Source organism: Methylobacterium sp. J-078 (assembly GCF_022829285.1).
GTDB lineage: Bacteria > Pseudomonadota > Alphaproteobacteria > Rhizobiales > Beijerinckiaceae > Methylobacterium.
The window spans coordinates 12,014-23,775 of sequence record NZ_JAKSYI010000132.1 but is presented as its reverse complement, the minus strand read 5'-3'; the positions used below and the strand labels follow the sequence as shown (position 1 = coordinate 23,775).

Sequence of the window (11,762 nt, the reverse complement as noted above, 5' to 3'; positions counted from 1 at the left end):
TTGTCAGAATCGGGTTTTCTCTCCCCCGAACGCCCCGTCTCTCCCTCAAAAAACCGCCCCCGGAGCCGTCGATGCGCTTTTCCGCGCCCCTGATCGAGGCGCGCCTCGTGCGTCGCTACAAGCGCTTCCTGGCCGACATGGAATGCGCGGACGGCACCCTCGTCACGGCACACTGCGCGAATCCGGGCGCGATGCTGGGCCTGCTCGCCCCGGGCGCCCGCACCCTGCTGTCGCGCGCGACGAGTCCGACGCGCAAGCTCGGCTATTCCTGGGAACTGGTGGAAGCGGACCTGCCCGGGGGGCCGCAATGGGTCGGCATCAACACGATGCGCCCGAACGCCCTGGTGGCGGAGGCCTTCGCCGCCGGGAGCCTGCCGGCGCTGGCGGGCTACACGAGCCTGCGCCCGGAGGTCCGCTACGGACGGGCGAGCCGGGTGGATTTCCTGGCCGGCGGGGCGGGGGTGGCGCCCTGCCACGTGGAGGTGAAGAACTGTCACCTCATGCGCGCGCCGGGCCTCGCCGAGTTCCCGGATTGCGTCGCCGCCCGGAGCGCGCGCCACATGGAGGACCTCGCCGCCGTGGCGGCGGCGGGCGGGCGCGCCATGGTGATCATCGTGGTGCAGATGTGGGCGGAGCGCTTCGCACCGGCCCGCGACCTCGATCCGGCCTTCGACCGGGCGTTCCAGGCAGCCCGCGCGGCGGGCGTCGCCGTGCATGCCTACCGCTGTCGGATCGACCCCGCCGGCATCACCGTCGCCGACGCGATCCCGGTGGCGTAGGGTTTCGCGGACGGTGCGTGGGCTCATCCCGCACCCGCCGCCGGATGGGGCTGCATGGAGCGTGACGAATCCTTCCTGCGCGAGCAGCGCGGCGTGCGGCGGGGTGCCGTCCTCGCGGGACTGATCGGCATCCTGGCCCTCGGCCTCGCCTTCGGGATGGCCGGCCCGGCGGCCCCGCCCGCCGGTGCGGGCGAGCGGATCGCCTTCGCCCTGCGCGTCGATCTCGTGGTGGTGGCCTGGTTCGCGGCGGCCATCGCGAATGTCGCGCGGTTGCGCTTCGCATCGCCCGACGACATCGGCGCGGCCACGGCGCCGACGGAGGGAGCGCGCATCAAGGTCGCCCATGCGCTCCTCACGAACACGGGCGAGCAGGCCGCCCTGGCGGTGTTCGCGCACCTGGCGGTCGCCGTCACCCTGGCGTCCTACGCGGCCGTCGTGCCGGTGCTGGCGGGCCTGTTCTGTGTCGGCCGGCTGCTGTTCTGGCTCGGCTACGCCCGGGGTGCGGCGGCGCGGGCACTGGGTTTCGGGCTGACCTTCTATCCCAGCCTCGCCGCCCTGGTCATCTCGGCCGCGGCCAGCCTGTCATGAGGCGCGTTCGAAGATGAGGTTCAGGCGGGTCTTGCGGGTGCGGCGGTAGCCGTGCTGCTCCAGCAGGGCCGGCAGGTCGATCTGCCACTGGTCCGTGCCGTTCTCCACGATGAGGAGCTTGGGATGAAGCGCGGCCGGCGCTTCGCGCAGGAAGGGTTCGAGGATCAGATCCTCGGCCCCCTCCACGTCGAGCTTCATGGCATCGATGGCCGTGAAGCCCTCGCTGCGGGCGAGATCCAGGAGCGTCACTGCGGGCACACGGATCTGTGCGCCCTCGTTGGTGCCGACGATCTTGAGGCTCGACTCGCCCCGGTTGCGCGGATCGACGAACAGGGTGAGTTCCCCCGCCTTGTCGGCCACCGCGCAGGCGAGGGCCTTGACCGTTCCGAACGGGTTCTGGGCGATGTTGTAGGCCAGGCGCTGGAACACGTCCGGCTGGGGCTCGATGGCGAGGATACGGGCGCGCGGCCCCGCGAAGGCCGCCACGAACAGGGCGTAGGCCCCGATATTCGCGCCGATGTCGAGGAAGGTGCAGCCGGGCGCGAGCTTCGCCCGCAGGAGTTCGCGTTCCTCGGGATCGAAGAATTGCGGCGTGAAGAGCACCTTCTTCTCGCAGTTGTTGTTGTACGGATAGAGGCGCATGCGCGCGCCGTAGCGCTCCACGTCGAGGGGCTGGCCGCGCAGGAGGCCGATCGCGATCCGACGCAGGAACAGCGACAGGCGCCGTCCACCCCAGCTTCCGTAGGACAGGCGTCCCGTGCGCTCGGCGATGCGCGCGACGAGGCCGGTGGGTGCGTAGGTGCCGTAGGGCTGCGAGTCTCTCATCGCGGGTGCTGATGCCAGCCCGCGGCGATGGCGGCAAGCGCGAGGCCCGATTCGGCCGCGTCCGCAATGGACGCTGAGCTCAGGCGAAGCGCGACACAGCAGAGATCCCGGTAAGCTTCACGGCCGAGCGGTGAGGGCCCGTCCGCCCGCGGTCGGTCTGTTCCATTGTGGCAACACCACGACCCAAACCACTTGGAACACCCCTAATCTGCCCTAAAAGTAGGCGGATGCACAAAGGATAGCTTTGCCGCAGCGCGGAACCTTTGCGAGCTTAGGCGTAACGCCGACCCCTTCGCAGAGTTCCTCGATGACCATGAACCGCCCGCTCCTCGCCCTCACGGCCCTGCTGCTCTCGTCGGCGTGCGCCTATGCGGCCGACCTGAAGGCGCCCGTGGCCCCGGCTCCGGTCCCGGCGTCCTGCAAGGCCGAGATCACGTTCCCGGCCTATGGCGGCGTCATCAAGCAGAACCCGAACCCGGCCTGCCTCACCCTCGGCGCGTTCGGCGACATCTACGTCGGCGGCGCGGTCAGCGGGTACTTCTACGATCAGAGCAATGTGACCTCCATCGCGCTCCCCGGCATTGCCGCCGATCGCTTCGGGCGCGCCGACTTCTCGAACCTGATGGGCTTCATCCAGAAGGCCGATGGTGCCTTCCAGTTCTACGCCGCCTTCGGCGCCTACTCGATCCCGGGCCTGGGCGCTCCGATCTTCAGCGCCTTTGATCAGACCAACCTGCTGTTCTCGCCCGCTCCGATCGTGTTCGGCAAGTACGTGATCAACGACAACTGGTCGGTTCAGGGCGGCCGCATGCCGACCCTGATCGGCTCGGAACTGCCCTTCACCTTCCAGAACCTCAATATCTCGCGCGGCCTCCTCTTCGCGCAGGAAAACATCATCAACCACGGCGTGCAGATCAACTACTCGGACGGCCCGTGGGCGGCCTCGTTCGCCGCGACCGACGGCTTCTTCTCGGGTGAGCTCAACTGGGTCACGGGCGCGATCACCTACAAGATCGACTCCGCCAACACGATCGGCATCAACGGCGGCACCCACTTCTCCAGCTACACCAAGTTCGACCTTTCGGACCGCAGCCTGCGCAACCAGTTCGCGACCCCCGCGACGCTGCAGAACAGCAGCATCATCAGCGCGAACTACACCTATGCCGACGGCCCCTGGATCGTGACGCCGTACGTTCAGTACACCAACGTCGAGCGGAACGATTTCATCGGCCTCGCCGGAGCCGAGACCTTCGGCGGCGCGGTCCTCGCCAGCTACGCCTTCACGGACAACTTCGCCCTTGCGGGTCGCTTCGAATACATCGCGCAGAGTGGAAACAGCCGCACGGGCCTCCCGCTCCAGTCGAACGTTCTCTATGGACCCGGCAGCTCCGCCCTGTCGTTCACCGTCACCCCGACCTTCACCTTCGACCGCTTCTTCGTTCGCGGCGAGTTCTCGACCGTGCAGCTCTACGACATCACCGTCGACCGCGCGTTCAACGTCGGCACCGGTTTCGGCCGCAACGGCGTGAAGACCTCGCAGGAGCGCTACATGATCGAGACCGGCATCACCTTCTGATCCAGTCCGACAACGGCGATGCGTTCGAGCGGCGGCAGGGAAACCTGCCGCCGCTTTCATTCGTGCTCTCGCGTCACCCCGGGGCTTCCGTCGGGGCGGCGGGCGGTCCAATGAGGCAGGCACCATGCCCAGACCGATAAGGCCCGAGCCCATGCAGACCTTCGATTCCGACGGCGTCGCCATCGCGTATATCGACGCGGCCCCCGAGGGCGGATCGGGCGACCCGATCCTGCTGATCCACGGTTTCGCCTCCAACCACGCGGTGAACTGGGTCAACACGCTCTGGGTCCGGACCCTGACGCAGGCCGGCTACCGGGTCGTCGCCCTCGACAACCGGGGGCATGGCGAGAGCCAGAAGCTCTACGATCCGGACGCCTACGGCTCCGACATCATGGCGCAGGACGCGCGCCGCCTCCTCGACCACCTCGGCATCGAACGGGCCGACGTGATGGGCTACTCGATGGGCGCGCGCATCTCCGCCTTCCTCGCCCTCGACGAGCCGGAGCGGGTGCGCTCGGTTCTGCTCGGCGGTCTCGGTCTGCACCTCGTCGAGGGCAGGGGCCTGCCCGACGGCATCGCCGAGGCCCTGGAGGCGGAGCCGGGCGCCCCCGCGCCGAACCCGACGGCCGCCGCCTTCCGCACCTTCGCGGAGCAGACGAAGAGCGACCTGCGGGCGCTGGCCGCCTGCATGCGGGGCTCGCGCCAAGCCCTGTCGCGGGCCGAGGTCGCGCAGATCGAGATGCCGGTCCTCGTCACGGTCGGCACCCTCGACACGGTCTCGGGCTCAGGCCCGGCGCTGGCCGCCCTCCTGCCGAACGCCACCGCCCTCGAATTGCCCAACCGCGACCACAGCACGGCGGTGGGCGACCGGGGTCACCGGGCGGGCGTCCTCGACTTCCTGGCCAAACGGCCCTGAGGGGCACCTGAGACCTCCTCCCGGCAATCCCTTCTGCTTCGTGCACGAGGGCTGCCCTTCGCATGACGTCGCATGCGCGCGCTGGAACGGACGCGAACCGTTTTCGGCTTGGTTGCCAAGACGATTCTCAGGAGCCGTGGACAAACCGCGGGTGAAGACAAGTTGACGGGATGTCTTCACGAGATGGGAAATGGTGCTCCCCGACCGTAGGGCATGTCTTCGGATCGGATCACGAACAGGAGTCTCGCCGCGGCCTGCGCCCTTGCCGGACTCGTGGTGCTGATGATCCAGGATACACCGAACTGGTGGGCGATCGGCATCGCCTCGACCTGCCTGTTCGGCTTCGGCGGCTTCTGGTTTCTTCCGGAAGCCCGGCCGGCCCGGCGGGCGGCCCCGCGCAGGATCCGTGTGGAGATCATCTCGCCGGAACGGCCGGAGCCGCCGCCCCTGGACCTGCTGGAGGGGCCTCCGCGCGCCCTCGAACACCACCCGCGCGGCCGGCGAGCGGCCGCCTGGAGCCTCCGGCGCTGGCAGGCCCCGCGCCAGACCTGACGGGGCGCACCGGCCCCCGAAACCGGGCCGGCTCACGGATGGGCGGCCGCATGCCCCGCACCGTGGCCCGGGATCGTGCCGTGCGGCTGCGCAGCGGCCTCGCCCAGCAACGGCCCACTCAGCTGGGCCTCGATCGCCGCGGCCACGTAGGCCGCGTCGCGGCCCACGGCACCGAAGCGGCCCGAGCCCCAGGTGTGCAGCCAGGGTAGTCCGATGAAATAGAGACCCGCCTGAGCCGTGACGCCGCGCCGGTGCTTGGGTTGGCCCGCCCCGTTGAAGACCGGCGCGTCGAGCCAGCCGAAATCCGGCGCGAAGCCGATGCACCAGACGACGGCGCCGATGCCCGATCCGGCGAGGTCCAGATGCGTCACCGGCGCCTCCGGCTCCCAGACCGGCCGGTAGGGGGCCTGTTCGGGGGCGGGGATCCCGTTCTCGGCGATGTGCCGGTCGATGGCCGCGTTGATGCCGTTGTAGGTCCGGTCGGCCGCGTCGAGGGTGGCCTTCAGGCCGTCGCGGAAGCGCAAGGTCCCGTCCGCGTAGTCCTCCAGCGCACCGTAGAGCGCCATCCCCTCGCGGGCGAAGCGGCGCAGGTCGATGTCGCGCCCGCCGTCGCGCCCCGTGACGTAGTGGTTGGTGTTGTCGCGGACCCCGTCGCGCAAGGGGTGCTGATCGACCGACATCTCATAGTAGCCCATGTCGGCGAGCCAGGCGACGACGTCGCGGCCGCGGTAGAAGCGGGCGCAGCGGGGCGCGTCGCCCACGGCCAGGTGCACCCGGCGGCCTGCCAGATGCAGGTCCTCGGCGATCTGCGCGCCCGACTGGCCCGAGCCGACCACGAGGACGGCGCCCTCCGGCAACTGGGCCGGGTTCCGGTATGCGTTCGCGTGGACCTGCACGAGCGAACCGGGCAGTTTCTCGGCCATGCGGGGCATTATCGGTCGCTGGTAGCCGCCGGAGGCCACCACCACGGCGTCGGCGGTGTAGTCGCCCGCGGAGGTATGGACGCGGTAGCCGCCCTCTTGCGCCGCTTCGACGCGCAGGACCGAGACCTCTTCGCGGATCGGCGGATTCACCTTGGCGACGAAGGCCCGCAGGTAGGCGACGATCTCGTCCCGCTTCATGAATCCGTCCGGGTCCGGCCCGTCATAGGGATGGCCCGGCAGGTCGCATTGCCAGTTCGGGGTCACGAGGCAGAAGCTGTCCCAGCGCTGGCTCGACCAGACGTGGGCCGCGCGCGCGCGCTCGAAGACGAGGTGTTCGATGCCGCGCTGCTGGAGGTGGTAGCTCACCGAGAGGCCGGCCTGGCCCCCGCCGACGATCGCGACGGGCAGGTGGGGCGTACTGGAGGTCATGAACGTGGCTCCCGCTGGTGGCGATTTCGGCTCACGGCTCGAAGGCCTCGACGGTGACCCTTCCGTCCGGGGCCTGCGCCCGAGCGGCGGCCTCGATCCGCTGCAATTGGTCCAGGGCCGAGGAGCAGGCGAAGCCGTACTTCTCCCGCACGCGCTCGCTGGCGATGGTCAGCGCCGTGCGCGCCTTCGCGACGAAGTCGTCGAGGGGGTAGGTCTCGCCCGGGGCGAAGTAGTCCTTGATCACCAGGGAGGGCGAGTAGCAGGCCTCGCGCCGGCCGTCGGGCCAGCGGACGTGGAAGCGCATCTCAGGCATCGTGGACCTCGGCGGTCAGGGAGGCCTCCGGACGGAGGCAGGCTTCGTAGGTCGGCAGGTGGCGCTCGGCGCAGGCGCGCCAGGAATGGGCCCGCGCCACCGCGGCCCCGGCCGCGCGCAGGCGGCGGCGGACGGGCGGCGAAAGGGCCCGGGCCATGGCGCGCGCAAGGCCGTCTGGATCGGCCGGATCGACGAAGAGCGCGTCGCGGGCGCCGAGATACTCGGTGAAGGGCGGTCCCGCCGAGACGATGGCGGGGGTGCCGCAGGCCATCGCCTCCAGCACGCAGAGGCCGAACCCCTCGGTCCAGGAAGGCAGGGCCAGCATGTCTGCGAGGCGGTAGAGGGCCGGCATCTCGCCCTGCGGGACCGGGCCGGTCTCGACCACGGGGCAGCCCAGGCCGACCGTCAGGCCTCTGTCCGCCAGGAGGGCGGCGCAGCGGGCCCGGTAGGCGGCGTGGTCGAGGAGCGAGGCGCCCCCGACCACCAGAAGCTGCGCCTGCGGATGGCGCACGCGGAAGGCCGCGAAGGCCTCGATCAGGGTCGCGGTGTTCTTGCGCGCCTCGAACCCGCCGACGCTCAGCACCACCGGGCCGGCCCCGAGCCCCCAGCGCACCCGCGCGCCCGCATCGGTGGCGTCGGGGTCAGGGCGGTAGATCGCGGGATCGACGCCGTTGCCCACGACCTGCGCGGAAGCGCCGAACTCGGTCCGGAGCCGTTCGGCCCAGGTCCGGCTGACGCAGAGCAGGGCCTGCGCGTCTTGGATCGAACGCGCCTCCCAGTCGTCCAGCACCGGGTCCGCGAAGGTGTCGCGGTGATGGACCGTTCGCACGTAGCCGGAGATCCGACGCCGATGCCGCAGGGTCGCCAGCGCGTTGCCGCCGATCCCGTCATGGGCGTGGAACAGGTCGAAGTCGCAGGCCGCCGGCGATCCGAAATGGCGCAGGTAGTCGTTGATCCGGGTCCGGACGAGGTCGACCGTCGAGCCCGTGACGGGGCGGGCGGCCACCGAGACAACGGGGCAGGCGGCCGCCCGGTAGAAGCCGCGCCCGGTCGGGTCGGGGGCGTGCACCACCGCCTCGTGGCCGAGGGCGCCGAGGGCCTCCCCGAGGGCGAGGCAGTGGGCGACGCCGCCGCGCGGATTGGTCGAGTGCGTGAGGAGGGCGATGCGCAGGCGCCTCATGCGGCGTGCTCCGGCCCGCCGCAGCCGATCAGGGGACCGGCCAAGAAATCCCACACGACCGCCTCCGCGCCGGAGGCGTCGCGCAGGCGCGCGACCCGGCTCGCGTCGATGCCCCCGATGGCGGCCGCCGCGATGCCCCGCCCGGCAAAGCGCGCCAGGATGGCGGGAACCCGCTCGGGTGCCGCCGCGAGAAGGAAGCCGAAGCTCGGGAAGGCGCCGAGCCAGCGCCCCAGGGCGACCCCCTCGGGGCGCGGGATCGCGGCGGGGTCGATCCAGCCGCCGGCGCGCGAGCCTTCGAGGAGCATCAGCGCCGTGCCGACGAGGCCCGCCATGCTGATGTCCTTGGCGGCCCGGCAGAGGCCGTCCTCGGCGAGGCCGGGCAGGAGGTCGAGGTCGCCGCGCAGGCGCTCCCCCGGCGCGCCCGTGGAGGCGTCCCAGTAGGGATGCGGATCGCGGAAGCGCCCGCGCAGGTCGATGGCGGCGATGAGGCAATCCCCCGGCACCGCGTCGAAGCTGGTGAGCAGGCGCGGTCCGGCGCGTCCCAGCACCGCCACCGCGAGGTTGGGCGCCTGCGCGCGGGTGTTGCTGTGACCGCCCACCACCGGCACGCCGTAGAGCTTGGCGGCCACGGCGAGGCCCGCCAGGACCGGATCGGCCTCAGCCTGCTCCCGCGCCCACAGGGCGTCCACCACGGCGATCGGGCGCCCGCCCATGGCGGCGACGTCGCTGAGGTTGACCATGATGCCGCAATAGCCCGCGAAGTAGGGGTCGGCCGCCACGAAGCCCTCCAGGAACCCCTCCACGGCGACGAGCAGGTGGCCGTCGCCGTCGGGGATCGCGGCGCAATCGTCTCCCACCGGGATCGCCGCCCCCCGGCCGGCGAGGCCGAGGCGGCGCATCACGGCGTCGATGTCGCGCTTGTGGGCGAGCCCGCGCGCGCGCCGGACGCCCTCCGCCAGGGCGTCGAGGTCGGGGAGCCCGCTCACGCGGCCCTCGGCAGGGCGACGAGTCCGTGCCCGGGGTCGAGCAGGGGCGGGTAGGCGAACAGATCCGCCCGCATCAGGCGGTGCGGCCGCCCGTGCAGGTCGAGGCGCGCGAGGGCGTGCCAGTGCAGCGCCTCGAACAGGGCGACGTTCGGCTCCTGCACGTGGGCGAGGAAGCGCGTGCAGCCCCGCGCGTGGGCGGAGGAGACGGCGAGGCGGATCAGGCCGGCCCCGAGGGAGGCGGTGCCCCGGAACGGCCGGGCGACGGCGAGCCGCGAGCCCCACCACGTGCCCGGCGTCTCGGCGGCGGCGTGGATGCGCACGGTGCCGACCACCGCGTCGGGATCGCCCGCGAGGGTCGAGAGCGCGCAGATCGGGATGGCGTGCGCGTCGATGGCGTCCCGGTCGTCGCCGTGGCCGTCCGCGCGGTCGCGAAACAGGCCCTGCTCGACGCAGAAGACCTGGCGGCGCAGGGCCGCGCAGGCACGCAGCTCCCAGGGGCTGGTCGCGAACCGGACCCGGAAATGACTCGGCCGGTAGGGCGGCACGGGCTCGAAGATCATGCGGGAGCCCGCTCGTAGCTCGACAGGGCCGAGCAGGCGCCGCAGCGGCCGCAACCCGCCTTGATGTCGGTGGAGACGAGGCCGGCCCGGGCCAGGAGGTCGGCCAGGGGCCGGAGGACCGCGTGCAGGAAATCGGGTGCGGGCGCCGGATGGCTCTCCAGGGGGGTGCCGGAGATCGGAACGAAGGGCACCACGAAGGGGTACACGCCCATGCCGACGAGGCGCTCGGCCACGGCGAGGATCGCCTCCGGCGCGTCGCCGAGGCCCGCGAGGATGTAGGTCGAGACCTGGCCACGCCCGAAGACCGGCACGGCGGTCGCGAAGGCGTCGTAGTAGCGCTCCAGGGGCACGCTCGCCTTGCCGGGCATGATCCGGGCGCGAACCTCGGGGGTCACCGCCTCCAGGTGCATGCCGAGCGCGTCGACCCCAGAGGCCTTGAGGCGGGAAAACCAGCGGTCGTCGTCCGGGGGCTCGCACTGGGCCTGGATGGGCAGGTCCACGGCCGCCTTCACCGCGAAGGCGCTCTCGCACAGGATCGCCGCGCCCCGGTCGGTGGCGTTCGGCGTGCCCGTGGTCATCACCATGTGCCTGACGCCGTCGAGGAGCACGGCGGCGCGGGCGACCTCGGCGAGCTGCTCCGGCGTCTTGCGCGCGACGGTGCGCTCGGCGGCGAGGGACTGGCCGATGGCGCAGAACTGGCACGTCTTCGTCCGGCTCTGGTAGCGGATGCAGGTCTGCAGCACGGTGGTGGCGAGCACGTCGCGCCCATGCAGCACGGCGATCTTCGAATAGGGCACGCCGTCGAAGGTCGAGAGCGCGTAGAAGCGGGGCTTGCCGGGGAAGGTCGCCCGCCCGATCACCACGCCCTCGTGCTCGATCTCGCAGACGCCGTCCGGGTCGGGGCGTCGCACCAGGAAGGGCGATTCGAAGGCGGTCCCGGTATGCACCGGCACCATCACGGTGCGGCCCGCGATGGTCATGGCCTTGTGGTCGGAGGGGCCGGCGCCGCCCCGCCGGCTGGCGACGCCGGCGCGGGCGTCCGAGAGCCTAACCCCGAAGGATTGCAGGGCGTTGATCAGGCGCTCCGTCGGCATCCCGGCGGTGACCGGGGCCGGGGTGGGGAGACGCGTCGCGGGCGGCAGACTCAGGATCGCGCGGCTCATGGTCGGGGCTCCGGAAGTCGAACGGGGCGGAGGCCGGTCGCCGGATCGGCGCGGCGGGGCGGTCGTCGTGCAGGAGGCTGAGGAGCTCGGGGCGGGCGTAGTGGCCGACGGAATCCATCATCCGCTTGCGCTTCGTCACGAGGGCGAGGTCCATGTCGGCGATGAGGATGCCCTCGCCCGGGCCGAGCGGCTCGGCGAGATGGCGGCCCTCCGGCGAGACGATGGCGGTGCAGTTGCCGCCCCGGCAGGCGCCCCGCAGGCGCTCGTCCGGGCAGACCTGCGCCACCTGTTCGTCGGTGAGCCAGCCCGTGGCGTTGACCACGAAGCAGGCCGCCTCCAGGGCGTGGTGGCGGATCGTCACCTCCATCTGGTCGGCGAAGATCTGGCCGACCAGGGAGCCGGGGAACTGGGCGGCGTGGATCTCCTCGTGCCGGGCCATCAGGCTGTAGCGGGCGAGCGGGTTGTAGTGCTCCCAGCAGGCCAGGGCCCCGACCCGGCCGACCGCGGTCTCGACGACCGTCAGACCGGCGCCGTCGCCCTGCCCCCAGACCATGCGCTCGTGGTAGGTCGGGGTGATCTTGCGCCGCTTCAGCTTGAGCGTGCCGTCGGCGTCGAAGACGAGCTGCGCGTTGTAGAGCGAGCCGTGGTCGCGCTCGTTGACCCCGAGCACGATGACGGCGCCGTGGCGGCGGGCGGCGGCCGAGACCGCCTGCGTCACCGGGCCGGGCACCGCCACCGCCCGCTCGTAGAGGCGCAGGTGCTCCGCCCCCTGGAGGGCGGGCGGCAGCACGAAGGAGAAGTACGGGTAGTACGGCACGACGGTCTCGGGAAAGACCATGAACCGCGCGCCCTTGGCGGCCGCCGCGTCGATGGCGTTGAGCACGCGCTCCAGGGTGCCCTCGGGCCGGTCGAGGTCCGGCGCGATCTGGACGGCGGCAGCCCGCACGATCCGGCTCTCAGGCATGGGTGAAC

Annotated in this window: 13 protein-coding genes; 5 read left to right on the top strand and 8 right to left on the bottom strand. The window is 71.7% G+C overall.

Going from position 1 to position 11,762, the window contains the following annotated elements; all coding sequences use genetic code 11:
• Positions 1 to 71: 71 nt before the first annotated feature.
• Entirely contained in the window at positions 72 to 779 is a 708-nt protein-coding gene (gene sfsA / locus MKK58_RS22820) for a DNA/RNA nuclease SfsA (protein WP_243915106.1), read from the top strand.
• Between the two features lie 54 nt (positions 780 to 833).
• Positions 834 to 1,367, top strand: a complete 534-nt coding sequence (locus MKK58_RS22815) for an MAPEG family protein (protein ID WP_243915104.1) — start codon at positions 834 to 836, stop codon at positions 1,365 to 1,367.
• Here the strand turns inward: MKK58_RS22815 and MKK58_RS22810 are convergent.
• Positions 1,362 to 2,192 (bottom strand): FkbM family methyltransferase, encoded by an 831-nt coding sequence (locus MKK58_RS22810; protein ID WP_243915102.1) that lies wholly within the window; start codon positions 2,190 to 2,192, stop codon positions 1,362 to 1,364. The genes MKK58_RS22815 and MKK58_RS22810 overlap by 6 nt on opposite strands.
• Positions 2,193 to 2,499: 307 nt before the next feature.
• Here MKK58_RS22810 and MKK58_RS22805 point away from each other — a divergent pair, with 307 nt between their 5' ends.
• The 3 genes from MKK58_RS22805 (at position 2,500) to MKK58_RS22795 (ending at position 5,236) form a co-directional block, all read left to right on the top strand.
• Positions 2,500 to 3,768, top strand: coding sequence for an outer membrane beta-barrel protein (locus tag MKK58_RS22805; RefSeq protein ID WP_243915100.1), 1,269 nt, complete (start codon positions 2,500 to 2,502; stop codon positions 3,766 to 3,768).
• Positions 3,769 to 3,919: 151 nt separating this feature from the next.
• Positions 3,920 to 4,684 (top strand): alpha/beta fold hydrolase, encoded by a 765-nt coding sequence (locus MKK58_RS22800; protein WP_243915485.1) that lies wholly within the window; start codon positions 3,920 to 3,922, stop codon positions 4,682 to 4,684.
• A 213-nt stretch (positions 4,685 to 4,897) separates the two neighbouring features.
• A complete protein-coding gene (locus tag MKK58_RS22795; protein ID WP_243915098.1) occupies positions 4,898 to 5,236 on the top strand; it encodes a hypothetical protein in 339 nt (112 codons plus the stop codon).
• A gap of 32 nt (positions 5,237 to 5,268) precedes the next feature.
• Here MKK58_RS22795 and MKK58_RS22790 read toward each other — a convergent pair whose 3' ends face one another.
• The 7 genes from MKK58_RS22790 to MKK58_RS22760 are packed head-to-tail and all read right to left on the bottom strand — an operon-like array spanning position 5,269 to position 11,754.
• On the bottom strand, positions 5,269 to 6,588 hold the full coding sequence (locus MKK58_RS22790) for an MSMEG_0569 family flavin-dependent oxidoreductase (RefSeq protein WP_243915096.1): 1,320 nt from the start codon (positions 6,586 to 6,588) through the stop codon (positions 5,269 to 5,271).
• Positions 6,589 to 6,619: 31 nt separating this feature from the next.
• Entirely contained in the window at positions 6,620 to 6,901 is a 282-nt protein-coding gene (locus tag MKK58_RS22785; protein WP_243915094.1) for an MSMEG_0570 family nitrogen starvation response protein, read from the bottom strand.
• A complete protein-coding gene (locus MKK58_RS22780) occupies positions 6,894 to 8,081 on the bottom strand; it encodes an MSMEG_0565 family glycosyltransferase (protein ID WP_243915093.1) in 1,188 nt (395 codons plus the stop codon). Before MKK58_RS22780 ends, MKK58_RS22785 begins: the two co-directional genes overlap by 8 nt.
• Positions 8,078 to 9,067, bottom strand: coding sequence for a sll0787 family AIR synthase-like protein (locus MKK58_RS22775; RefSeq protein WP_243915092.1), 990 nt, complete (start codon positions 9,065 to 9,067; stop codon positions 8,078 to 8,080). The genes MKK58_RS22780 and MKK58_RS22775 overlap by 4 nt, the downstream gene beginning before the upstream one ends.
• The gene (locus MKK58_RS22770) at positions 9,064 to 9,627 is read right to left on the bottom strand and encodes an MSMEG_0567/Sll0786 family nitrogen starvation N-acetyltransferase (protein ID WP_243915090.1); all 564 of its coding nucleotides are present in this window, start codon (positions 9,625 to 9,627) and stop codon (positions 9,064 to 9,066) included. Before MKK58_RS22770 ends, MKK58_RS22775 begins: the two co-directional genes overlap by 4 nt.
• Positions 9,624 to 10,721, bottom strand: coding sequence for an MSMEG_0568 family radical SAM protein (locus MKK58_RS22765; RefSeq protein WP_243915484.1), 1,098 nt, complete (start codon positions 10,719 to 10,721; stop codon positions 9,624 to 9,626). The genes MKK58_RS22770 and MKK58_RS22765 overlap by 4 nt, the downstream gene beginning before the upstream one ends.
• Positions 10,675 to 11,754, bottom strand: coding sequence for a Nit6803 family nitrilase (locus tag MKK58_RS22760; protein ID WP_243915088.1), 1,080 nt, complete (start codon positions 11,752 to 11,754; stop codon positions 10,675 to 10,677). The genes MKK58_RS22765 and MKK58_RS22760 overlap by 47 nt, the downstream gene beginning before the upstream one ends.
• Between the last annotated feature and the right edge of the window lie 8 nt (positions 11,755 to 11,762).